Raw genomic sequence first — 24208 nt, 5'->3', positions numbered from 1 at the left:
GTTCGTTCCGCGTGGCCGGTGCCCGGTCATGCCGCGCCGAGTTCGTTGTCGATCAGGTCGAAGAGGTCGTCGGCCGTCGCCGTCTCCAGGCGGTCCCGCGCGGCGGTGTCCTGGCCCCCGGCGAGCGTCTCGGTCAATTTCGCGACCAGGGCCTGGAGCCGGGCCGTGACCCGGGTGCGTTCGATCTCGTCGCGGGTGAGACCCGCGACGCGGGCCTCCAGCCGGTCGAGTTCGACGGTGAGCGGCTGGGCCGCGAGCGCGCCGTCCTCTCCCTGGCAGAGCAGCGTCCACAGATGCCCGGCGAGCGCCTGGGGGCTGACGTGGTCGAAGACGACCGTCGTGGGGAGCCGTACGCCGCACGCCGAGCCGAGCCTGTTGCGCAGGTCGACGGCGGTGACGGAGTCGAAGCCGACCTCCTTGAAGGCGCGGGCCGGTTCGACGGCGGAGGTGCTGTCGTGTCCGAGGACGACGGCCACGTGGGTGCGGACGAGATCCAGCAGCCGCCGCCGCTGCTCGGGTTCGGTGAGCTTGGCGAGGCTCTCCGCGAAGCCGCCGTCGTCCGGCCGGCCGCCCGGCTCCGGCTCGCCGCCGTCCCGCTCCCCCGATGCACGCCGTGCCTCGGAGAGTTCGCGCAGGAGGGGGCGGCCGCGGGTGAGCGTGTAGACGGGGACGAACGTCTCCCAGTCGATGTCGGCGACCACCAGGTGGCTCTCGTCGTGGTCCAGCGCGAGCGCGAGGGCCTGCACCGCGCGTTCGGGGTCCATCCCGGCCAGGCCGAGGCGGCGCAGGTGCGCGGCGCTGTCCTCGCCGACCATGCCGCCGCCGCCCCACGGGCCCCAGGCGACCGACGTCGCCGTCAGGCCGCGGGCCCGGCGCCACTGGGCGAGGCCGTCGAGGCAGGCGTTGCCCACGGCGTAGGCGGGCTGTCCGGAGGTGCCCCAGACGGCGGCCCCGGAGGAGAAGAGCACGAAGGCGTCCAGCTCCCGTCCGCCGAGCGCGGCGTCGAGGGCGATCGCGCCGGCCTCCTTGGCGGCGACGGCGTCGGCGAAGGCTTCCGGTGTCAGGTCCGGCAGGGGCGGTTCCTCGGTGAGGACGCCCGCCGCGTGCAGCACGGCGGTCAGCGGCCGGTCTCCGGGCAGGGCGTCGATCCGTGCCACGAGCTCCCGTACGGCCTCGGCGTCGGACAGGTCGCAGGCCTCGATCAGCACCTCGGCGCCCAGTTCGGCGAGGTCCGCCCGCAGCTCCGCGGCGCCGGGGGCCTCGGGGCCGCGGCGGCTGGTGAGGACGAGGCGTTCGGCGCCCTCGCGGGCGAGTCGGCGGGCCACGTGCGCGCCGATCGCCCCGGTGCCTCCCGTGATGAGCACGGTCCCACGCGGTCGCCACGAGCCGCCCGGCCCGCCGCCGAGCGGTGCGCGCACCAGCCGCTTCGCGAACGCGCCCGTCCGGCGCACCGCGACCTGGTCCTCGCCCGGGGCCCCGGAGAGGACGCGGCACAGCCGCTCCCGTACGGCGTCGTCGTCGGCGTCGGCCAGGTCGATCATGCCGCCCCAGGCCTCGGGGTGGTCCAGCGCGAGGACGGTGCCCAGGCCCCACAGCGAGGCGGCGCCGGGGTCGACGTCCTCCGTGCCGTGGACGGCGACGGCGTCCGACGTCACGCACCAGAGGAGGCCCCGGGCCCCGATGTCCTGGAGGGCCTGGAGAAGGACGAGTGTCGGCCCGGCGTCGGGGAGCGCCGGGCCGTCGGCGTACCCGGGTGTTCCGTCGGCCAGCAGCGACAGCACCCCCGTGGCGTCGCGGCACTCCGGCACGGCGCGCAGCCGGTCCGCGAGCTCCGCCCGGTCCGCGCCGTCGGTCTCGACGGTGACGAGGGTCGCGCCGTGGACCGTGAGCGCCTCGGCGACGGCCTTGGCGCGGGGTGCGTCCGGCGGTGTGACGAGGAGCCAGGCGCCGGTGAGGCCGGCGAACGGGCCGCCGGGCAGCGGCGACCAGGTGACGCGGTAGCGCCAGGCGTCCACCGCCGCGTCCGTGAGCCGGTCGCGTCGCCAGGCCGAGAGGGCCGGGACGATGTCGCGCAGCCGCTCGGCGCCGACGTCGAGCCGGGCGGCGAGCGCTTCGGCGTCGTCGCGTTCGACGTCCGCCCAGAAGCCGCTCTCGTCCGCCGCGGCGCCGGGCGGGGCCTCGGTGGCCGGGCCCGCTCCCGGGCGTTCCCAGTAGTGGTTCCGCTGGAAGGGGTAGGTGGGTACGTCGACGAGGCGGGCGTCCGGGTAGCACACCGACCAGTCGCAGCCGGTGCCTCGTACGTACTGCTCGGCGAGGGACCGCAGGAAGCGCCGGGGGCCGCCCTCGTCGCGGCGCAGCGTGCCGGTGACGACCGCCGCCGCGTCCAGGTCCTCCACGGTCTCCTGGATGCTCATGGTGAGGACGGGGTGCGGGCTGACCTCCACGAACGCGGTGTGTCCCGAGGTGGCGAGCGTGCCGACGACGGGGGCGAACCGCACCCGGTGCCGCAGGTTGTCGAACCAGTAGGCGGCGTCCAGTTCGGTGCCGGTGAGCCAGGTGCCCGTGACGGTCGACAGCATCGGGACCTCGCCCTCGCGGGGGGCCAGGGGTGCCAGGTCGCGCAGCAGCCGTTCCCGGAGCGCGTCGACGTGCGCGGAGTGCGAGGCGTAGTTCACGGGGACCCGCTTGGCTCGTACGCCCTCGCCCCGCAGTTCCTCGCCGAGCGCGTCGAGCGCCTCGCCGTCGCCGGAGAGGACCGACGACACGGCGCCGTTGTCGGCCGCGACGGAGATCCGGCCGTCCCAGCGGGCGGCGCGTTCGGCAGCCCGCTCGGCCGGCAGCCCGACGGCCATCATGCCGCCCCGGCTGTCCAGGTCCTCCGCGATGGCCCTGCTGCGCAGCGCCACGACGCGCGCGCCGTCGTCGAGGGACAGCGCGCCCGCGACGCACGCCGCGGCGATCTCGCCCTGCGAGTGGCCGATCACCACGTCGGGTTCGACCCCATGGGCGCGCCACACCGCGGCCAGGGACACCATCACGGCCCACAGCGTCGACTGCACCACGTCCACGCGGTCGGCGGGCGGCGCCCCTTCCGCGCCGCGCAGCACGTCCGTGACGCGCCAGTCGGTGAAGGCGCCCAGCGCCTGCTCGCACGCGGCCAGGCGCTGCGCGAACACCTCGGACCGGTCGAGCAGTTCGGTGGCCATGCCGGCCCACTGGGAGCCCTGTCCGGGAAAGACGAAGACGGTCTTTCCGTGCAGGTCCGCCCGGCCGGTCACCACGCCGGGCTCCGACCGGCCCTGGGCCAGGGAGCGCAGCGCGTCCGTGAGTCCGGCGGGGTCGGCGGCGTCACCGATCACGACCGCCCGGTGCTCGAAGGCCGAGCGGGAGGCGACCAGGGAGTGGCCGATGTCGGCGGGGTGGCCGGCCTCGCCGGCGGCCCCGGTGCGGCCCGCGAGCCGGCGGGCCCCGGCGCGGAGCGCGTCCTCGGTCCGGCCGGAGAGCACCAGCGGTACGGAGCCGGAGCGGGGCCGGGGCGCCGGGTCCGTCGGCGCGTCCTGACCGGTGTCGGCCGGCGGCTCCTCCAGCACGATGTGCGCGTTCGTGCCGCTGAGGCCGAAGGCGGAGACGGCGGCGCGGCGCGGGCGCCCGCCCGGCTTCCAGTCGACGGGTCCGGTCAGCAGCCGGACGGTGCCCGAGGACCAGTCGACGTGCCGGGTGGGCTCGCTGACGTGCAGGGTCGGCGGGAGCTGTCCGTGCTCCATCGCGAGCAGCAGTTTGGCGATGCCCGCGATACCGGCTGCGGCCTGCGGGTGGCCGAGGTTGGACTTGACGGAGCCGAGCCAGAGCGGCTGTTCGGCGTCGCGTGCCGCCCCGTAGGTGGCGAGGAGGGCCTGTGCCTCGATGGGGTCGCCGAGGGTGGTGCCGGTGCCGTGCGCCTCGACGGCGTCGATGTCGGAGGGGAGGAGGCCCGCGTCGGCGAGGGCCCGCTTGATGACCTTCACCTGGGCGGGGCCGTTGGGGGCGGTCATGCCGTTGCTGGCGCCGTCCTGGTTGACGGCGGAGCCGCGGACGACGCCGAGCACCCGGTGGCCCAGGCGCCGTGCGTCGGACAGCCGTTCCAGCACGAGGACGCCGACCCCTTCGGCCCAGGACGTTCCGTCGGCGTCGTCGGAGAAGGGCTTGCACCGGCCGTCGGGGGCGAGTCCGCGCCGTCTGCTGAAGTCGACGAATATCTCCGGGGTGCTCATCACGGCGACGCCGCCCGCCAGCGCCAGCGTGCAGTCGCCGCGCCGGAGGGCCTGGGCGGCGAGGTGCACGGCGACGAGGGAGGAGGAGCACGCCGTGTCGACGGAGACGGCGGGCCCTTCGAGACCGAGGTTGTACGCGACCTGGCCGGAGACGAGGCTGCCGCCGGGGGCGCCCGCGTCGTAGTCGTGGTACATGACCCCGGCGAAGACGCCCGTGAGGCTGCCGCGCAGGGACTCCGGGGCCATTCCGGCGCGTTCGACCGCCTCCCAGGAGGCTTCGAGGAGCAGGCGCTGCTGCGGGTCCGTGCCCCGGGCGTCGCGCGGGCTGATCCCGAAGAAGGCGGCGTCGAACTCGGCGGCGTCGTAGAGGAATCCGCCGTTGCGCACATAGCTCTTGCCGGGCTGCTCGGGTTCCGGGTGGTAGAGGGCGTCGAGGTCCCACCCCCGGTCCGCCGGGAAGTCGCCGATGGCGTCGCGGCCTTCGGCGACCAGCTCCCACAGGTCCTCGGGCGTGCTGACGCCACCCGGGTAGCGGCAGCTCATCCCGACGATCGCGATCGGTTCGCGGCTCCGCTCCTCCACCTCGCGCAGCTGCGCCTTCGCCTGCTGAAGATCGGCGGTCGCGCGCTTGAGATATGCGCGCAGCTTGTCCTCGTTCGCCATCGCGGGCCCCGTTCACGAGAGGTCTGTGTCGGTCGTGCGGCACGGTGTGCCGGCGGTGTGATCAGCGGTGTGCCGCGATGGTCACCAGTTCGGGAACGATCTCGCGCGGGCTGGGCATCGCGGTGATCTCGTCCCGCAGTTCCATGGCCCGCTTCGCCAGGTCGGGATCTCCGGCCAGCCTCTCCAGCATGGCCGCCGTCACCTCTCCGGGCGCCACGAGCAGGCCCGCTCCGCGCTCCGCGAGCCGTGCGGCGGGGCCGGTGCCGCCGGTGTCCCCGATCGCGAGCTGCGGCAGCCCGTGGACGAGCGCCGCCATGACGTCCGGGGTGCCGCCGCCGTGCACCACCGCGGTGCACGAGGAGAGCAGGCTGTGCAGCGGCACGGACGCGAAGAGGCGTACGTGGGCGGGCAGTACGGTGCCCTCCGGGATGCGCCCCTCCGCCAGCTCGCAGACCATCTCGACGTCCACACCGCCCGCCGCGCCGAATACCCCCGCGAGCGCCGCGTCGGGCACCCCGGACGCCAGGTGCACCCGGCGTCTGCGCGGCTTCCGGTTCAGCCAGGGGGGCAGCACGGCGGGGCCGCCGTAGGGGATGTGGCGTACGCCCAGCGGGTCGGTGCCGTCGGGCTCGCGCAGGGACGGCGGCAGACAGTCCAGCGTGGCGTGGCACTCCGCGGCGGCACCGGATCCGCCGCCGGGCCCGGTGCGCCGGTCGTGCGGGCCCTTCAGCCGCACGCTCGCCGCACCGACGGCGCGTGCGGCCTCCGCTCCGGCGGGCGCCATGGTGTCCCAGATGACCAACTCGGGCCGCCAGAAGGACGCGTAGGCCACCAGGCCCGCCACGTCCGAGGCCGCGTCGAGGGCCGGGCCGTCCTCGCCGTCGCCGACGGGCACGGCGACGAATCCGGTCAGGGTGATGGCTTCGGTACAGGACGCCCGGCCGGCGATCTGCACCTCGTGCCCTGTGGTGCGCAGGGCCCACCCGAGTGGCACCAGGCTGTGCAGTCGTGCGTCCGAAGGCGGCGCGACGAGCAGTACGCGCATGGAAGCCCCTCCAGGGAATCGGGTGTGTGAGGTGCGGAGCGGTGGGTGGCGGTCGGGTCCGGGTTCAGTCGTACCGGTAGAAGCCGCGGCCCGACTTCTTGCCGAGGAGCCCGCCCTCGACCATCCGGGACAGCAGCGGCGGTGCCGCGAAGAGGGGTTCCTTGAACTCCGCGTAGAGTCCGCCCGCGACCGCTTCGAGGGTGTCGAGGCCGATCAGGTCGGACAGTCTGAGCGGGCCCACGGGGTGGGCGCAGCCCTGCGTCATCCCGCGGTCGATGTCCTCGGGCGAGGCGAAGCCGGACTCCGCCATCCGCATCGCGGACAGCAGGTACGGGACGAGCAGCGCGTTGACCACGAACCCCGCGCGGTCGGGCGAGCGCACGACGTCCTTGCCGAGCGTCGTGGTCAGGAAGGTCTCGACCCGCTCGGCGCTCTCGGCGGAGGTGAGCAGCGAGCGGGTCACCTCCACGAGGGGCATGGCGGGCACGGGGCTGAAGAAGTGTGTCCCCACGACCTGTTCGGGCCGCGACATGACCCGGGCGAGCTTCATGACGGGCAGGGAGGAGGTGTTGGTGGTGAAGACCGCGTCGGGGTTCTCGACGGCCTTGTCGAGGCGGGAGAAGAGGTCGAGTTTGGCGGACTCGTCCTCGGTGATGGCCTCGATGACGAACCGTCCGCCGGAGAGGCCGCCGAGGTCGGTGGTGTAGGAGATCCGCCCGAGGGCCTCGTCCCTCTCCGCCGGGGTGATGCCGCCCTTGGACACGGCCCGTTCGAGGGATCTGTCCACCCGGCGTCTGCCGCGCTCCTCCGATCGCGCCGAGGAGACGGCGACGACCACGTCGAGTCCCTTCCGCGCGCAGATCTCGGCGATTCCGGATCCCATGAGGCCGCAGCCGACGACCCCGACGCGGTTCGTCCCGTTCACAGCTCCACCCGCCCGGTCGTCCGCCAGCGCAGCAGCGACGCACCGAGCGCCATACCGCCGCCGAATCCGACGAGGAGGACGAGATCGCCGTCGCGCAGCAGGCCGGAGCGGTTGGCGTCGTCGAGGGTGACCGCCATGGAGGCGGCCCCGGAGTTGCCGTACTCGCCGACCGTGAGGTGCGTCCGGGCGTTCTCGAAGCCGATCTGCTCGGCGAGTCTGCCCAGCAGTACGCCGTTGGCCTGGTGCGGCACGAAGTGCGCGATGTCCTCGCGCCGGACACCGGTCTTCGCCAGCAGGTCCTTCACGGCCTGCGGGACCTTGCCCAGAACGAAGTCGCTGACCTCGCGGCCGCGCATCCGCAGGAAGTGCCCGCCCTCGTCGACGGTGGCGTGCGAGGCGGGCTTCCTGCTGCCGCCGGCCTCGATGACCAGGAGCGAGGACTCGTCGCCGTGCGAGAGCAGATCGGTCCCGAGGATGCCGTACGGGCCGGGCACGGCGCCGACGACGGCGGCGCCGGCGCCGTCCGCGAGGAGCGCCGCCGTTCCCCGGTCCCCGAAGTCCACGAACCGCGACCAGAGGTCGGCGGCCACGACCAGGGCGTGCGAGCCCGGGTTCTGCGCCACCAGCCCGTGGGCGACGGCCAGGCCGTGGACGAAGCCGCTGCACGCGATGTTGAGGTCGAACGCGGCGGCGCGGTGCGCGCCCAGCTCGGCCTGCACGAGACAGGCCGTGGGGGGCAGGGGCGCGTCGCCGGTCGACGTGGTCACGATGAGGTGGTCGATGCGGTCGGCGGTCAGGCCGGCCTGTTCGAGCGCCCTGGTGGCCGCGGCGACGGCCATCTCCGACGTGGCCTCGGACGGGTCCGCCCAACGCCGGGCGCGGATGCCCGTCTTGCGCTCGATCCACTCGGCGGTCACTCCGATGCGGGGCGCGAGCTCCTCGTTGCCGACCACCCGCTCGGGGACGTACGCCCCCGTCGACAGGATGCCGACCGGCTGGCTGCTCATGCGCGTCCGTCCCCCAGAGGGTTGAGCCGGCGCTCGCCGATGGCGTCCCGCTTCTCCTGGTCGGTGACGCCGAGACCGCGTTCGGATGCCAGGCACAGCACGCCGATCTTGCCCATGTGCCCGTTGGTCTGTACGAGCCGGGCGGCGTCGCCGATGTCCTCCAGCCGGTAGACGGTGGACAGGATCGGCATGATGCGGCCCATATCGATGAGCCGGTTGCTCTCCCACTGCTCGGAGAGGTTCGCGGCGTGGCTGCCGACGATCCGCTTCAGCTTCATCCAGAGGTAGCGGTTGTCGTACTGGTGCTGGTAGCCGCTGCTCGACCCGCAGGTCACCACCACCCCGCCCCGCCGTACGACGAACATGGAGATGCCGAACGTCGCCCGCCCGACGTACTCGAAGACGATGTTGGGGTCCTCGCCGATCTCGCGCCGGATGATCCGGCCCAGCCGCTTGCCCGCCTCGATCACCTTGTCGGGGTCGCTGCCGTCGTCGTCGCCGATGCCCAGCTCCCGGCGGTTGATCACCAGGTCGCAGCCGAGGTCCCGGAGGGCCTGGACCTTCTCCTCGGAGCCGACGACGCCGACGGCTATGCCTCCGCCGTGCTTCACGAGCTGGACGGCGTAGGCGCCGAGTCCGCCCGCCGCGCCCCAGATGAGCACCACGTCGCCCTGCTTCATCCGGGCGCCGCGGTCGCTGACGAGCATGCGGTAGGCGGTACCGGCACACGCGGGGGTGCTGGCGGCTTCCTCCCAGGTCAGGTGCGCGGGCTTGGGGATGAGCTGGCTCGCCCGGACCACGCAGTAGTGCGCGAGCCCGCCGAAGTTGGTCTCGTAGCCCCAGGCCTTCTGGCCCTCGCCGAGCATTCCGTCCGCGTGGGTCGTCGCCTCCTGGTCGTCCACCTGGATCGGGCTGGCGAGCACATGGTCGCCCACCTGCCAGCGGCGGACGCCCACGCCCACCCGGACGATGACCCCGGCCGCGTCCGAACCCAGCACGTGGTACGGCTGGTCGTGGCGGCGTTCCCAGCCGCCGAGCTTCCCGTACGCCTTGAGGAAGCTGAAGGTCGGCACCGGCTCGAAGGTGCCCGACCAGACCGTGTTGTAGTTCACGGAGCTGGCCATCACCGCCACCAGGACCTCGTCCGGGGCCAGTTCCGGCATCGGCACCCGGCCGACCCGCAGGGACTTGCGCACGTCCTTGTCCTCGACGCCGTCGAACATCCCGATGTCCTCGACCCGGGTGTGCGCGGCCAGGTACTCCTCGGGCACCGGCAGGCCGGCCAGCTCCTCGGGCCCGGCACCGGCCCGTACCGCCTCGGTCAACGCTTCCATTCCACACCTTCCTTGTTGCACACGCGGGGGGCTCAGGCGAGGGTGCCGAGCCAGTTCTCGACCACGGCCGCCGTCGTCTCAGCACCCTGTTCGATGAGGCTGAAGTGGTCGCCGGGGACCGTCTCGACCCGGGTCGCCAGCGACCAGGTCGTCTGCCAGTCGTCCGCGGCGGCCTCGTCGCCCCCGGTCTCCGGGCCGTCGTGCGCCGCGGTCGCGCCGGCGGTCTCCTCCTCACCGGTGGCGAACCGTTCGGACGCCTTCACCAGGAGCGTCGGCGTCGTGAGCTCCTTCAGCTCGATGTCCGGGATCAGCGTCACGTACTGGGCCATGGCGCTCAGCGAGGTCGCGTTGCCGAGCTGGCCGTAGGAGATCTCCCGGGTCAGGGCTCCGACCGCGACCTCGGCCGCGAAGTCCTGGAAGCCGGCGGTCTGCTCGACGACGTACGTGTCCAGCAGCGCGACGCCCACGGGCGGCCGTCCCTGTTCCTCCAGGAGCCCGGCGGTGGCGTACGCGAGGAGCCCGCCGCCGGAGTGCCCGAGCAGGGCGAACGGTGCGTCGCCGACGATGTCCTTGACGGTCGCCGCGAGGACGTCGAGTGCGGCGGGGACGGAGGCGGGCAGCTGCTCGCCGGGGCCGAAGCCCGGCATCGGCAGGACGGTGACCGTCCGTGCGCCCTTGAAGGCGGAGATGAGCTTCGCGTACTGGTACGCGCCGCCCATCGCGGCCGGGGTGCACAGGCACACCAGGTGCGGCGCCTCGTCGCCGTCGGCCATCCGCACGGAGACCGGCGGCCGTTCCAGGTCCGCGCTGGACGTGAACTGCGAACGGGACTTGACCACCCAGCTCAGCAGCCCGAGGCCTTCCTGCACCTGTCCGGCGCGGACCATCGCGCGGAACAGCTCCGGCACGGAATCGCCGGTGCCGGGTGCGGCCTCCCGCTCCCCGCCCGCCTCGGCGCTCCCGGGCTCGCGCACGGACGGGTCAGCCGGTCCGGCCGTGCGCGGGACGGCTCCGATCTCCGCGGCCATGTGCCGCGCGAGGCCGCCCGGCGTCTGGTGGTCGAAGGCGACCGTCGCCGACAGGCGCAGCCCGGTGGCGGCGTTGAGGCCGTTGCGCAGCTCCACCGCGGTCAGCGAGTCGAAGCCCGACTCCAGGAAGTGGCGCTCGGGATCGATCGTCTCGTTGTCGCCGTATCCGAGGAGCGCGCCCGCGTGTTCGAGGACGAGCTCCTCCATCGCCTTGTCCAGCTGTTCGGCGGTGAGCCCGGCCAGACGCCTGCGCAGCGCGTCGGTGTCGGAGACCGTGGTGCGTGAGGCGGCCCGCCGTACGGGCGCCACCAGCGAGCGGAACACGTGCGGCACGCCGTCCGTGCCACCGGTCCCGGCCCCCCGGCCCCCGGCCTTCATCGGTACGAGGAGCGCCTCCTGCCGGGCGAGGGCCGCGTCGAACAGTTCCGCGCCCTCCGCGTCGGACAGCGCCGCCATGCCCTCCTGGGCGAGCTGCGCCTCGTCCGGCGTGGCTCCCGAGCCGCCGCTGCCGGTCGCGGCCCACAGGCCCCAGGCGAGCGACTGGGCGGGGAGCCCGGCCGCGCGGCGGTGTGCCGCCAGGGCGTCGAGGTAGGCGTTGGCCGCGGCGTAGTTGGCCTGGCCCATGTTGCCGAGCAGGCCGGCGACCGAGGAGAAGAGCACGAAGGCGGTCAGTTCACGGCCGGCCGTCAGCTCGTGGAGGTTCCAGGCCGCGTCCACCTTCGGCCGCAGCGCGGCGGTCAGCTTCTCCTCGGTGAGCGAGGTCAGCGTCCCGTCGTCGACGACCGCCGCGAGGTGGACGACGGCGGTCAGCGGGTGCTCCGCCGGCACGGCGGAGAGCACGGCGGAGAGCGCGTCGCGGTCCGCCGCGTCGCAGGCGACGAGGGTGACGTCCGCGCCGAGCCCGGTCAGCTCCTCGACCAGCTCGGGTGCCTCACCGCCGCGGCTGAGCAGCAGCAGGTGGCGTACCCCGCGGGCCGTCACCAGGTGGCGGGTGAGGACGCGCCCGACCGCTCCCGTGGCGCCGGTGACCAGCGTGGTCCCTTCGGGGTCGAAGGTCCCCCCGGGCTCGCCTCCGTGGGCCGGGGGCCGGACGAGCCTGCCGCCGTGCACCGTTCCCTCCCGGACGACGGCCTGCGGCTCGCCGGAGGCGAGCAGCGCGTGCAGCGCCTCGTGGGAGGCGGCGCTGCCGTCGGTGTCCACGAGGACGAACCTGCCGGGGTTCTCCGCCTGTGCGGAGCGCAGGAGGCCCCACACCGCGGCGCCCACGAGGTCGGTGACGTCCTCGCCGGGGAGCGCGACGGCCCCCCTGGTCAGGACGGCGAGCGTGGTGTCGGCGAGGGCCTTGGCGTCCAGCCACGCGGTGAGCAGTTCCAGGGTGTCGCGGACGCCGGTGTGCACGGCCTCGGGGCCCTGGGCGGTGGGCGAGGCCGAGCGGTCGAGGACGACGACGGGGGGCACGGGCCCCGCGCCCAGCGTCTCCGGGCCGGTGTGCGCGGTGACGTCGAACCCGGCGTCGCCGAGGGCTGCCGCGAGGCCGCCCGGGTCGCTGCCGAGCACCGCCAGCGGCACCGGCCGTCCGGCGTCCGGTCCTCGCGTGGCGGCGGGCAGCCGGACCCAGTCCCAGCCGTACAGGGACTCGTGTCCCGTGGCGACGACGGCGCCGATGTCGGGCACGGGGCGCAGCACCAGGGTCTCCACGGCGGCGACCGGCTGCCCGGCCTGGTCGGTCAGGAGGACCGCGGCGGCGTCCGGGCGGACCGGGGTGACCCGCACCCGGAGCTTGGTGGCGCCCGTGGCGTAGAGGTCGATGCCCGACCAGGAGTACGGCATACCGGACTCGACCTCGATGCCCTCGCTGAGGGCGATCGTCTGGAGGGCGGCGTCCAGCGCCGCCGGGTGCAGCCCGAACCGCTCGGTGCTCTGCCCCGTCTCGGGGCCGAGACGTACCTCGGAGAACACCTCGTCGCCGCGACGCCAGGCGGCGCGGAGGCCGCGGAAGGCGGGGCCGTAACGGAATCCGGACTCCGCGAATCCGTCGTACAGCTCCTCGACGTCGAGGGGTTCGGCGCCCGGCGGGGGCCACTCGGCCAGGCCGGCCGGCTCAGGTGCGCCCGTCGGGACCAGCACACCGCTCGCGTGCCGGGTCCAGGGCGCGGCGCCCGCACCGGGGGTGGTGCGGCCGGGCCGGGCGTGCACGGTGACCGGGCGCGCGCCCGCCGCGTCGGCCGGTCCGACGACCAGCTGCACCTGGACCTTGCCCTGCCGGGGCAGCACCAGGGGCGCCTCGATGGTCAGTTCGTCGAGGCGGGGGCAGCCGGCCTCGTCACCGGCGCTGATCGCGAGTTCCGCGAATCCGGCGCCGGGGAAGAGGATCGTGTCGCCGAAGGCGTGGTCGGCGAGCCATCTCTGGCTGTCGACCGATATCTGGCCGCTGAGGATCAGTTCGCCCGACTCGGCGACCTCCACGGCCGCGCCGAGCAGCGGGTGGTCGGTGGCCTCCATACCGGTCGGCGCGCCGCCCGACGCCCGGACCGCCGCCATGTCGACGTCGGGCCAGTAGCGCCTGCGGCGGAAGGTGTAGGGCGGCAGTTCGACCTGGGCCGCGCCCCGGGCCGCGAAGATCCTGGCGGGCTCGACGCCGGCTCCGTCGGCGTAGAGCTGCCCGGAGGCGAGCCCCGCGGCCGTGACCTCCGGCGTGCCCTTGCGCTGCACCGGGACGACCACGGCTCCGTCGACCGCGTCGGTGAGGCAGCCCGACGCCATCGCGGCGAGGGCGCCTTCCGTGCCGAGGTCCACGTAGTGGGTGACGCCCTCGGCCTCCAGGCTGCGCACCCCGTCCATGAAGCGCACGGCACGGCGGCAGTTGGAGACCCAGTGGTCGGGGTCGGCCAGGGCGTCGCCGTCGGTGAGCGCGCCCGTCACCGTGGACACGATCTTCGTACGGGGGGCGGAGAACGTCAGCTCCTCGGCCACGTCGCGCAGGTCGTCGAGGAACGTCTCGGTCAGCGGCGAGTGCCCGGGGGCGCCGATGGGCAGCACCTTCGTCCTGCGGCCCAGGCCCTTCCAGTGCTCGGCGACGGCCCGCACCTCATCGGCCTCGCCCGAGACGACGAGGGACCGCGGACCGTTGACGGCGGCGATGTCGGTCCCGTCGGTGAGCGTGGGGCGGACCTCGTCCTCCGTGGCCTCGATGCCGATCATCACGCCGCTCGGCATGTCCTGGATCAGCTCGGTGCGGTTCGAGGTGAACTTGACCGCGTCGTGCAGCGTGAGGACGCCGGCGAAGTGGGCGGCGGCGATCTCGCCGCCGGAGTGGCCGAGCAGGTAGTCGGGGCGCAGCTTCCAGAACTCCAGGAGCCGGGCGAGCGAGACGGCCATGGCGAACTGCGCGGCCTGGCCGAAGGCGACCTGTCCGAGCAACTGGGCGTTGACCGACCCCGGTTCGGAGAACATCACGTCGCGCAGCGGGCGGTCGAGGTAGGGGTCGAAGGACGCGCACACCTCGTCCAGGGCCTGCGCGAACGCCGGGAAGGCGGCGTACAGTTCACGCCCCATTCCGGGCCGCTGGGTGCCGTGCCCGGGGAAGAGGAACGCGATCTTCGCTCCGGCCTTGGCCGTGCCCGTCACCACGCGCGGGGAGTCCTCGTCGGCCGCGAGCGCGGCGAGGGCGGCGAGCTGCTCCTCCCGGGTGTCGCCGACGACGGCGGCCCGGTAGGGGAACTGGGGCTGCCGCAGCGCGAGCGAGTAGCCGATGTCGTCGGCGCCGGGCCCGGGGTTCTCGGCGAGGTGCTCCAAGAGCCGCCCGGCCTGTGCGGGCAGGGCCTCGGCCGTACGCGCGGTCAGCAGCCAGGGCAGTACGCCCTCGGGCGCGGTCCCGGGCTCCGTGCCCGCCGCTTCCCCGGGGGTGGGCACGGGCGCCGTCTCCGGCTCCGGCCGGAGGCCGGGTCCCTGCTCCAGGATGGCGTGCGCGTTGGTGCCGCTGTAGCCGAAGGACGAGACACCGGCACGCCGCGGCCGGTCCGTCCGGGGCCAGGGGATGGTCTCGGTGAGCAGTTTGACGTTGCCCGTCGTCCAGTCCACGTGCGGTGTCGGTTCGTCGGCGAAGCGGCTCATCGGCACTTCCCCGTGGAGCATGGCCTGCACCATCTTGATGACGCCCGCGACGCCGGCCGCCGCCTGGGTGTGCCCCATGTTCGTCTTGACCGAACCCAGCCACAGCGGCCGGTCGTCGGGGCGGTCCTGGCCGTACGTCGCGAGGAGCGCGTTGGCCTCGATGGGGTCGCCGAGCGTGGTGCCCGTCCCGTGGCCCTCGACGGCGTCGACCTCGTGCGGCCGCAGTCCGGCGGTGTCGAGCGCCTTGCGGATCACCCGTTCCTGCGAGGGGCCGTTCGGCGCGGTGGGGCCGTTGGACGCCCCGTCGGAGTTGACCGCGGTTCCGCGCACGTAGGCGAGGACCGGGTGGCCGTTGCGCTGGGCGTCGGAGAGGCGTTCGAGGACGACCATGCCGACGCCCTCGCCCCAGCCCACGCCGTCGGCGGAGGCGGAGTACGCCTTGCACCGCCCGTCCGACGCGATGCCTCCGCCGTACTGCGCGAAGGGTTCGAGCGAGGAGAGGGCGGTCACACCGCCGGCGAGCGCGAGGTCGCAGTCACCGTTGCGCAGCGCCTGACGCGCGAGGTGCAGGGCCACGAGGGACGAGGAGCAGGCGGTGTCGACGGAGATGGCGGGGCCCTCGAAGCCGAAGGCGTACGCGATCCTCCCGGAGATCATGCTGCCGTGCCAGCCGGTGCCGATGTACTGGCTGTACTGCTCCAACTCCCCCAGCGGACCCGGGTCGTAGCCGCCGCCGCCCATCATTCCCGCGAAGACGCCGGTGGCGCTCTCCTTCAGCGAGAGCGGGTTGATGCCCGCCGACTCCAGCGCCTCCCAGCAGATCTCCATGAGCATCCGCTGTTCCGGCGCCATCATGATCGCCTCGTTCGGGCTGATCCCGAAGAACGCCGCGTCGAAGTCGGTGGCGTTCTCGACGAAGCCTCCCCGGGGTACGGTCCCGGCCTCGGCGAGCAGGCTGTGCCAGTAGTCCAGGTCCCAGGACCTGTCGGTGGGCAGCGGTGACGTCGCGTCGCGGCCCTCGGCCACGAGCTGCCAGAGGTCCTCGGGGGTGTTGACGTTCCCGGGGTAGCGGCACGCCATGCTGACGATCACGATCGGGTCGTCGTCCACCGCCGTCGCCTGCGTACGGGGTCCGTCCGGGTCGGCCTCGGCCCGCCCGAACAGGGTGTCGTGGAGGTGTGCCGCCAGCTCGGCCACGGTCGGGTAGTCGAAGACGACGGTGCTCGCGAGCTGGGCTCCCGTCGCACCGCCCAGTTTGTTGCGCAGCTCGACCGCGGTCAGCGAGTCGAAGCCGAAGTCCCGGAACGCGCGGTCGGTGTCGATCAGTTCGGTGGAGCTGTGGCCCAGCACCTCCATGACGCTGCCGAGCACCACCTCCAGCAGGGCGGCGCGCCGTTCGCCCGGCGGAAGCTGTGCGAGGGCGCCCGGCACGGCGCCGTCGGCGGCCTGGGGGGCGCTCGCGGCGCGGCGTACGGACGGTACGACTCCCCGCAGCACGTCGGCCACCCGGTCGGGCCGCTCGCGCAGGGCCGCGATGTCGAGCTTCAGCGGTACGAGGACGGCGCCCGGGGCCGCGGTGGCGGCGTCCAGCAGCTCCAGGCCCTCGGCGACGGACAGTGCGGGCAGTCCCGTGCGCAGGGCCGAGGTGGCGGCGCCCGGTTCGCTGAGCACCGCCGCCATCCCCTCGGACTGGGCCCACTGTCCCCAGGCGAGCGACTGGGCGGGCAGGTTGTGCGCACGGCGGTGGTGGGCGAGGGCGTCGAGGAACGCGTTGGCCGCGGCGTAGTTGGCCTGACCGGGCGCGCCGAGCACACCGGCGGCGGAGGAGAACAGCACGAAGGCCGTCAGCTCCGTCTCCCTGGTCAGCTCGTGCAGATTCCACGCGGCATCGGCCTTCGGGCGGAGTACGTTGTCGACGCGCTCGGGGGTCAGCGAGGCGAACACGCCGTCGTCGAGCACGCCCGCCGAGTGCACCACGGCGGTCACGGGGTGCGCCGCGAGCAGTTCGCGGGCCGCTTCGCGGTCCGCGAGGTCGCACGCCACCACCTCGGCCTCGGCGCCCAGTTCGGCCAGTCCGGCGACGAGCTCCGCGGCCCCGTCGGCCTGCGGGCCGCTCCGGCTGACCAGCAGCAGGCGTCGTACGCCGTGTGCCTCGGCGAGGTGCCGGGCGACGACCCGGCCGAGTGCGCCGGTGCCGCCGGTGACGAGCACGTGGGAGTCCGCCGGCCAGCTCGCCGCGGCCTCGGTGTCGCCGCCCCGGTCCGCGCGGGCGAGCCGCGGCAGCAGCGCCGTACCGCCGCGGACGGCGACGGACGACTCGTTCAGGCCCACGATGCGGGGCAGCAGGTCGAGCGCGTCGGGTTCCGCGTCGCCGTCGACCAGGAGGAGCCGTCCGGGCTCCTCGGACTGGGCCGATCGGATCAGCCCGTGCACGGCCGCGGCGCCGAGGTCGGACACGTCCTCGCCGGGCAGTGCCACGGCGCCGCCGGTGAGGACGACGAGCCGCGAGGCGCGGAAGCGTTCGTCACGCAGCCAGGTCTGGACGTCGGCGAGCACGCGGTGCGTCGCGCGCCGCGCCGCGTCCGCGCCGGATCCGCCGGTGACGCGCAGGACGACGACGTCGGGTGCGGGGGTGGACGCGTCGGCTCCGGCGAGGGAGGCGAAGTCGACGATGTTCAGCGCTTCGGCCGGCTCGGGGAGCGCGGCGGGCGTCCACTCGATGCCGAAGAGCGCGTCACCGGCCGTACCGGTCGTCGGCCGCACCGCCGCGGCGAGTTGCTCCTCGGCGATCTCGCGCAGGGTCAGGGCGGTCACCGAGGCCACCGGCTGCCCGGTCACGTCGGCGATGTCCAGGGCGACGCTCCGGCCGGGCGCGTCGCCCCGGGCGGGCCGGACCCGGACACGTACGACGGAGGCCCCGGTGGCGAACAGCTCCACTCCGGACCAGGCGTACGGCAGCGCCATCCCCTGGTCCTCGGTGGCGGCGAGGCCGATGGCGTGCAGCGCGGCGTCGAAGACGGCGGGGTGCAGACCGTAGTCCTCGGCCGTGGCCCGGGAGTTCTCCGGGAGGCCGACCTCGGCGTAGATCTCGTCCCCGCTGCGCCAGGCGGCGCGCAGCCCCTGGAACATCGGGCCGTACCCGGAGCCGCGTGCGGCCAGCTCCTCGTACATCCCGTCGGTGTCCAGGGTTTCGGCGCCCTCGGGCGGCCACACGGTCAGCGCGGCGGGCGCCACGGCGCCCGCACGTTCCAGCGTGCCGCTCGCGTGCTGGATCCACGGGGTGCCGTCGCCCCCCTCCTCGGTCCGCGAGTACACGCTGAGGGGGTGGGCGCCGGAGGCGTCGGCCGGGCCGGCCAGCACCTGGACGCGTACGGCCCCGTGCTCGGGCAGGACGAGCGGGGCGTGGAGCACCAGGTCGCGCAGGGCCGGGGCGCCGATCCGCCCGCCCGCGTGGACCGCCAGCTCGACGAAGGCGGTGCCGGGCAGCAGGACCGCGCCGCCCACGGCATGGTCGCGCAGCCAGGAGTGCGTGGCGAGGGAGAGGCGGCCCGACAGCAGCAGCCCTTCCGAGTCGGCGAGTACGGTGGCGGCGCCGAGCAGCGGGTGGTCCGCCGGTTCCAGGCCGAGCGTGGCCGGGTCCCCGCCGGCGGAGGAGGCCTCCAGCCAGTACCGCTGCCGCTGGAAGGCGTACGTCGGCAGCTCCACGGGGCGGGCCCCGCGGTCCTCGAACCACCTCTTCCAGTCCGGCGAGGTGCCGCGTACGTGCAGCTGGGCCAGGGCGGTGGCGCAGGCCAGCTCCTCGGATCTGCCCTTGCGCAGCAGCGGCACCACGAGGAGGTTGCCGTCCGGGGTGCCGGTCAGGCACTCCTGTGCCATCGCGGCGAGCACACCGCCGGGGCCGAGCTCGACGAAGCGGGTGACGCCCTCGGCGCGCAGGCCCTCGACGGCGTCGCGGAACCGCACCGTCTGACGCATGTGCCGCACCCAGTAGTCGGGGGTGCGCAGGTCGTCGTCCGCGGCGAGTTCACCGGTGACGGTGGAGACGACGGGGATGCGCGGCTGCTGGAAGTCCAGTTCCGCCGCGACCCGGCGGAACTCCTCCAGGACGGGCTCCATGAGCGGCGAGTGCGCCGCATGGCTCACCCGGATCCGCTTGGTGCGGACCCCCTTGGCCGCGAAGTGTTCCGCCACGGCGTGCGCCTGGTCGGCCTCGCCCGAGACGACCACGGAGTCGGGGCTGTTGACGGCCGCGATGCCGACGCCGTCGGTCAGCAGCGGACGTACCTCGTCCTCGGTCGCGTTGATCCCGACCATGGCCCCGCCCTCGGGGAGCCCCTGCATCAGCCGGCCGCGCGCGGCGACGAGGCGGGCGGCGTCGGGCAGGGACAGGATGCCGGAGACATGGGCGGCCGCCAGCTCGCCGGTCGAGTGCCCGGCGAGGAAGTCGGCGCGCAGCCCCATGGATTCGGTGAGCCGGAAGAGCGCGACCTCGATGGCGAACAGCGCGGCCTGCGCGTAGCCCACCTGGTCGAGCGCCTCGGCGTCCCCGTCGATCATCGGGCGCAGCGGCCGGTCCAGGTGCTTGTCCAGCTCGGCGCAGACCTCGTCGTACGCCGCGGCGAAGGCGGGGTGGGCGGCGGCCAGTTCGCGGCCCATGCCGAGGCGCTGCGCGCCGCCGCCGGGGAAGAGGAACGCGGTGGTGGACTCGCCCCTGGCCAGACCGGTCTCCACGTTGGCGGCGTGCTCGCCGTCGGCGACGGCGCGCAGCCCGCTCATCAGCTCGTCGCGGTCCGTTCCCGTGACGACGGCTCGGTGGTCCAGCGGCGAGCGGGTGGTGGCGAGCGCACAGGCCACGTCCAGCGGACGGTCCTGGGGGCGGTCGCGCAGGTACTCCACGAGGCGGGCGGCCTGCGCACGCAGTGCGTCGCGGCTGCGGCCCGACAGCATCCAGGGCAGGGGCCCCGCCGGCGCGGCCTCGCGGTCCGGCGTGCCGGCGGCGTCCTCCGGGACCGCGGGGCCCGGGGGCGCCTCTTCGAGGATCACGTGCGCGTTGGTGCCGCTCAGGCCGAAGGAGGAGACGCCCGCGCGGCGCGGGCTGCCGTTGGCCTTCCAGTCGACGGGGTCGGTCAGCAGCTTGATGGCGCCCTCGGCCCAGTCGATGTGGCGGCTGGGCCGGTCGACGTACAGGGTCTTCGGCAGCAGCTCGTTGCGCATCGCCAGGACCATCTTCATCACGCCGGCCACCCCGGCGGCGCCCTGCGTGTGCCCCAGGTTCGACTTCACCGAGCCGAGCCACTGCGGCCGGTCCTCGGGGCGGTCCTTGCCGTACGTCGCGATCAGCGCGTCGGCCTCGATGGGGTCGCCGAGTTCGGTGGAGGAGCCGTGGGCCTCGACCACGTCGATCTGGTTCGCGGAGAGGCGGGCGTTCTCGAGCGCCTGCCGGATGACGCGCTGCTGGGCGGGGCCGTTGGGCGCGGCGATGCCGTTGGAGGCGCCGTCCTGGTTGACGGCGCTGCCCCGGACGACGGCGAGGACGGGGTGGCCGTTGCGGCGGGCGTCGGAGAGCCGTTCGAGCAGCAGCATGCCCGCGCCCTCGGACCAGGCCGTGCCGTCGGCGGACTCCGCGAAGGGCCGGCACCGGCCGTCACGCGACAGGTTCCCGTCGACGCTGAACTCGACGAAGGTGCGCGGTGAGGACATGACGGAGACGCCGCCGGCGAGCGCCAGCGGACATTCGCCCTGGCGGAGCGCCTGGGCGGCGAGGTGCAGCGTCACGAGGGACGAGGAGCACGCGGTGTCGACGGTGACCGCGGGGCCCTCGATCCCCAGGTGGTACGAGAGCCTGCCGGACAGCGGCCCGGAGGATCCGTAGCTGCCGGGGTAGTTGTGGTACATCGCTCCGGCGAAGACCCCCACGGGGGTTCCCTTGACGGAGTGGGGCGGCACACCGGCCCGCTCCAGCGCCTCCCACGCGGTCTCCAGCAGGAGGCGCTGCTGGGGGTCCATGAGCAGCGCGTCACGAGGGCTGATCCCGAAGAAGTCGGCGTCGAAGTCGCCCGCCCCGTAGAGGAATCCGCCCTCTCGGACGTACGTCGCTCCGGGGCGCTCCCCCGTCGGGTCGTAGAGCCGTTCCAGGTCCCAGCCCCGGTCGGTGGGGAACCGGCCGATGCCGTCCTCGCCGGCGGCGAGCAGCCTCCACAGATCCTCGGGCGTCGTGACGCCGCCCGGGAACCGGCAGGCCATACCGATGATCGCGATCGGCTCCCGGCCGGCGTCCATGAGCCGCTTGTTCTGCTCGCGCAGCCGGTCGGTCTCCTTCAGTGACGCTCGCAGCGCGCCGACCAGCCTGTCTTCAGACATACTCACTTAACCCTCACGTGTGTGCCGTCGCGCCGGAATCAAGAGACTTATGTGCCGCACCCATTGCGCAAGTTGGATTGCCGAGCCTGGCGTCACTTTACGAGCGGAAGAACGACGGGGGGAATGGTGACCCCACCCCTAACGAGCCCCGCAAAATTCCGCAGGGTCCGCGCGCTGCGATGCACCTTCGGGCGGCCATCCCCGGCCGGTAGGGGTTGCCCCTCCATCTCGACGGCTGGCACATTCGTGCCTTTCCAGTGGGCGGCCCACCGGGCTGCCGTCGAAGGCGGGGATCCCGATGGACAGAATGCCCGGCAAACTCCTGATAGTGGTCGCGCACGGTGATGACGAGACGCTCGGTGCCGGAGCGACCACAGCGAAGCTGACCGAGGCAGGAGTGCAGGTCAGCCTGCTGGTCCTGACGAACGACGACGGTTCGCGGGCGGCAATGGGACAGCGTGTCACCAATCGCGTTTCCGCCATCGAGAGGGCCGCGAAGATTCTCGGAATCGAGCGGGTCGGTATCCGGGAGTTCGGCGACAACAGACTCGACGCCGAGAGCCAGCTGGAGCTGAACCGCATTGTGGAGCGCGAGGTGCGCGACTTCCGGCCCGACACCATCTTCACGACCAGCATGAGCGATCTGAGCATGGACCACCAGCTCGTGAGCAGGGCGGCCCGTATCGCCGGACGTCCCGGCAGGTCAGGGGTCCGGGAGATCCGCTGCTTCGAGACCCGCTCGGCGACCGACTGCGGGGAGGCCTCGGGCCTGCCGACGTTCGCGCCCAACTGCTGGGAGGTCGTGAGCGCCTCCCACCTGGAGCGCAAGATCGAGGCGCTGCGGGAGTACGGGCAGGAGGTGGAGAACTGGCCGAGCCCGCGCAGCGAGCGCGGGGTGCGGGCCCTCGCCGAGTACCGGGGTTCGCAGATCACGGAGGAGTTCGCGGAGGCCTTCGAGCTGCTCAGGACCGTGCGATGACCAGGCGTGACAGCCGGGGACGGCCGGGGCCAGTAGGGGCGGGTAGGGGTAGGAAGCGGTACGCCTCAGCTCGTAAGATCCCCCATCAAAACATTCCCGCCAACGAAGTCGAGTAGATAATGGCGAAGCTGCTTACCGCAGGGGACGTCCCATTCAGCTCAGCACGGCTTTCTTCTGTCGCGGTAATCGGCATGGGATATGTGGGACTGCCGACCGCACTCGGACTGCACGCGAACGGAATTTCAGTCCTCGGTATCGACCACGATCCGCATCGCCTCGAAGCGATCAGGAATCAGAATGTCGACCTGATCGGGCCCGATCGGGAACGCCTCGCCACGGCCCTGGGCGAGAGCGGTTTCGAGCTCACGACCGATGTCGCCAGACTGGCCGAGGCGGACGCGGTCATGGTCTGTGTGCCCACTCCGGTCGACAGCCGTCTGCTGCCCGACCTCGGGCCGCTGAGCGACGCCTGCGACAAGCTGGTGCGGTACGCACGCGCCGGCCAGACCTTCATCCTCACCTCGACGAGCTTCATCGGGACGACGGCCACCATGCTGGTCGAGCCGCTGACCGACCGCGGGCTCACCGTCGGCTCCGACGTCTTCGTCGCGTCCAGCCCGGAGCGCATCGACCCGGGCAACGTCCGCCACACCCAGCAGGAGACCCCCAGGGTGCTCGGCGGTGTGACGCCCCGGTGCACCGACATGGCGGCCCGCGTGATCGAGGCACTGAGCCCGATCGCGCACCGGGTGGGCTCTCCCGAGGTCGCGGAGATGACCAAGCTGTACGAGAACACGTTCCGGGCCGTCAACATCGCCCTCGCGAACGAGTTCGCCGACATCTGCGCGGACCTCGCGCTCGATCCGATGGAGGTCATCGACGCGGCGAGCACCAAGCCCTACGGCTTCATGCCCTTCCACCCGGGCCCCGGTGTCGGCGGGCACTGCATTCCCTGCGATCCGCACTATCTGCTGTGGCAGTTGAGCGAGACACGCACCGGCGCACCGCTGGTGCGCCAGGCGATGAACGCGATCGCCGAACGGCCCCGGCGGGTCGTGGAACGCGTCCAGGGCGTGCTGTCCGACAACGGCAAGGGGATGGCGGGCAGCAGGATCCTCGTCGTCGGCGTGAGCTACAAGCCGGGCGTGCGGGACGTACGTTCGTCACCCGCCCTGGAGATCATCGAGCTGCTCACCCGGCGGGGTGCCAAGGTCGGCTACTACGACCCGCTGATCCAACGCGTCGCGCTCGCCGACGGCACGGTGCTGGAGAGCATCGTCGAGCCGTCGGGCTCCGACTGGGACGCGGCTCTCCTGCACACCGTGCAGCCGGACCACGACTACGCCTGGGTCCATCAGTGCCCCATGACCGTCGACGCGACCTACCGTTTCGCCCCCAGTCCCGCACCCTGCTGAGTATCCGGAAGAGGACCCGCTCTTGCGCTGCCTGATCACCGGAGGTGCCGGCTTCATCGGCTCGCACCTCACCGAGCACCTGCTGGGCCTGGGACACGAGGTCGTCGTCCTCGACGACTTCAGCACGGGGAGCGAACGCAACCTCGCGCCGTTCTCCGGTCATCCCGGGCTTGTGCGTGTCGTCCGCGGCTCCGTCTGCGACCGGGAAACGGTCGAGAGCTGTATGACGGGAGTCGACGCGATCTACCATCTGGCCGCCGCGGTCGGTGTGTTCACCATCCTCGGCAACACGCTGGACTGTCTGCGGACCAATCTGCACGGCACGGAGACCGTGCTGGAGACGGCCCGCGCGCACGGGGTACCGATCCTGGTCGCCTCGACCAGCGAGATCTACGGCAAGAACACCGCCGACGGCCTCTCCGAGGAAGCCGACCGGGTCCTCGGTTCACCGCTCAAGAACCGCTGGTCGTACGCCGAGGCCAAGGCGCTGGACGAGACACTCGCCCACCTCTATGGCGTGGAGTACGGCGTGAGCACGGTGATCGTGCGGCTGTTCAACACCGTCGGGCCCCGGCAGAGCGGCCAGTACGGCATGGTGATCCCCCGCTTCGTGGGACAGGCGCTCGCCGGCGAGCCGATCACCGTCTTCGGCGACGGCACGCAGGTCCGGTGCTTCTGCCACGTCCACGACATCGTGCCCGCGCTCGTCACGCTCCTGGAGGACGCGGACACCCACGGCACGGTCTACAACCTCGGCAACTCCGAACAGATCAGCATCACCGCGCTCGCGCAGAGGGTCGTCGAGGCGACCGGGTCGAGCAGTCCCGTCGTGAAGGTCCCCTACGAGCAGGCGTACGGACCCGGCTTCGAGGACATGCAGCGGCGCATTCCCGACTGCACCAGGGCGAGGGAGCGCATCGGGTTCCGGCCACGGCGCACGCTCGACGAGATCATCGCGGCGGTGGCCGAGGACCTGGAGCGGCAGGGACGCGAGATCCCGGCCTCCTGACGGCCCGCCGCGCCCCTGCCGACGGCTCGGACCCCGCCCTTCGTATACACCATCACGCCCTTTCGGGAACAGTGCATAAA

At 73.4% G+C, this 24208-nt stretch carries 8 protein-coding genes and 1 pseudogene; 3 read left to right on the top strand and 6 right to left on the bottom strand.

Annotation, left to right across the window (positions count from 1 at the left end; genetic code table 11):
• Nucleotides 1-26: 26 nt before the first annotated feature.
• The 6 genes and pseudogenes from CCZ36_RS36550 to CCZ36_RS27500 form a co-directional block, all read right to left on the bottom strand.
• Entirely contained in the window at nucleotides 27-4895 is a 4869-nt protein-coding gene (locus CCZ36_RS36550; protein ID WP_443069849.1) for a type I polyketide synthase, read from the bottom strand.
• Between the two features lie 79 nt (nucleotides 4896-4974).
• Nucleotides 4975-5958, bottom strand: a complete 984-nt coding sequence (locus CCZ36_RS27520; protein WP_069738998.1) for a nucleotide disphospho-sugar-binding domain-containing protein — start codon at nucleotides 5956-5958, stop codon at nucleotides 4975-4977.
• Between the two features lie 64 nt (nucleotides 5959-6022).
• Nucleotides 6023-6883, bottom strand: coding sequence for a 3-hydroxybutyryl-CoA dehydrogenase (locus CCZ36_RS27515; protein WP_128818784.1), 861 nt, complete (start codon nucleotides 6881-6883; stop codon nucleotides 6023-6025).
• Nucleotides 6880-7890, bottom strand: a complete 1011-nt coding sequence (locus tag CCZ36_RS27510; protein WP_069739000.1) for a 3-oxoacyl-ACP synthase III family protein — start codon at nucleotides 7888-7890, stop codon at nucleotides 6880-6882. Before CCZ36_RS27510 ends, CCZ36_RS27515 begins: the two co-directional genes overlap by 4 nt.
• On the bottom strand, nucleotides 7887-9224 hold the full coding sequence (gene ccrA, locus CCZ36_RS27505) for a crotonyl-CoA carboxylase/reductase (protein ID WP_069739001.1): 1338 nt from the start codon (nucleotides 9222-9224) through the stop codon (nucleotides 7887-7889). The genes CCZ36_RS27510 and ccrA overlap by 4 nt, the downstream gene beginning before the upstream one ends.
• A 32-nt stretch (nucleotides 9225-9256) precedes the next feature.
• Nucleotides 9257-20707 (bottom strand): annotated as a pseudogene (locus tag CCZ36_RS27500) (type I polyketide synthase); the annotation flags it as partial.
• A 316-nt stretch (nucleotides 20708-21023) separates the two neighbouring features.
• Between CCZ36_RS27500 and CCZ36_RS27495 the strand changes: the two are divergent.
• The 3 genes from CCZ36_RS27495 (at nucleotide 21024) to CCZ36_RS27485 (ending at nucleotide 24128) form a co-directional block, all read left to right on the top strand.
• Entirely contained in the window at nucleotides 21024-21704 is a 681-nt protein-coding gene (locus tag CCZ36_RS27495) for a PIG-L deacetylase family protein (RefSeq protein ID WP_234428151.1), read from the top strand.
• 119 nt (nucleotides 21705-21823) lie between these two features.
• Nucleotides 21824-23119 (top strand): nucleotide sugar dehydrogenase, encoded by a 1296-nt coding sequence (locus CCZ36_RS27490; RefSeq protein ID WP_069739004.1) that lies wholly within the window; start codon nucleotides 21824-21826, stop codon nucleotides 23117-23119.
• A gap of 22 nt (nucleotides 23120-23141) precedes the next feature.
• Complete coding sequence (locus CCZ36_RS27485) at nucleotides 23142-24128, top strand: NAD-dependent epimerase/dehydratase family protein (RefSeq protein WP_069739005.1); 987 nt, start codon at nucleotides 23142-23144, stop codon at nucleotides 24126-24128.
• Nucleotides 24129-24208: the final 80 nt, after the last annotated feature.

Source organism: Streptomyces sp. S063 (assembly GCF_002832675.1).
Taxonomy (GTDB): domain Bacteria; phylum Actinomycetota; class Actinomycetes; order Streptomycetales; family Streptomycetaceae; genus Streptomyces; species Streptomyces sindenensis.
Note: the sequence above shows the minus strand (reverse complement) of the source record. Positions and strands in the feature narration are given on the sequence as shown.

What these genes read in the sequence shown, in the direction of transcription:
- CCZ36_RS27495 (WP_234428151.1), top strand. Translation starts at nt 21,024, where the DNA reads ATGGACAGAATGCCCGGCAAACTCCTGATAGTGGTCGCGCACGGTGAT.
- CCZ36_RS27510 (WP_069739000.1), bottom strand. Translation starts at nt 7,890, where the DNA reads ATGAGCAGCCAGCCGGTCGGCATCCTGTCGACGGGGGCGTACGTCCCC.
- CCZ36_RS27490 (WP_069739004.1), top strand. Translation starts at nt 21,824, where the DNA reads ATGGCGAAGCTGCTTACCGCAGGGGACGTCCCATTCAGCTCAGCACGG.
- ccrA (WP_069739001.1), bottom strand. Translation starts at nt 9,224, where the DNA reads ATGGAAGCGTTGACCGAGGCGGTACGGGCCGGTGCCGGGCCCGAGGAG.
- CCZ36_RS27520 (WP_069738998.1), bottom strand. Translation starts at nt 5,958, where the DNA reads ATGCGCGTACTGCTCGTCGCGCCGCCTTCGGACGCACGACTGCACAGC.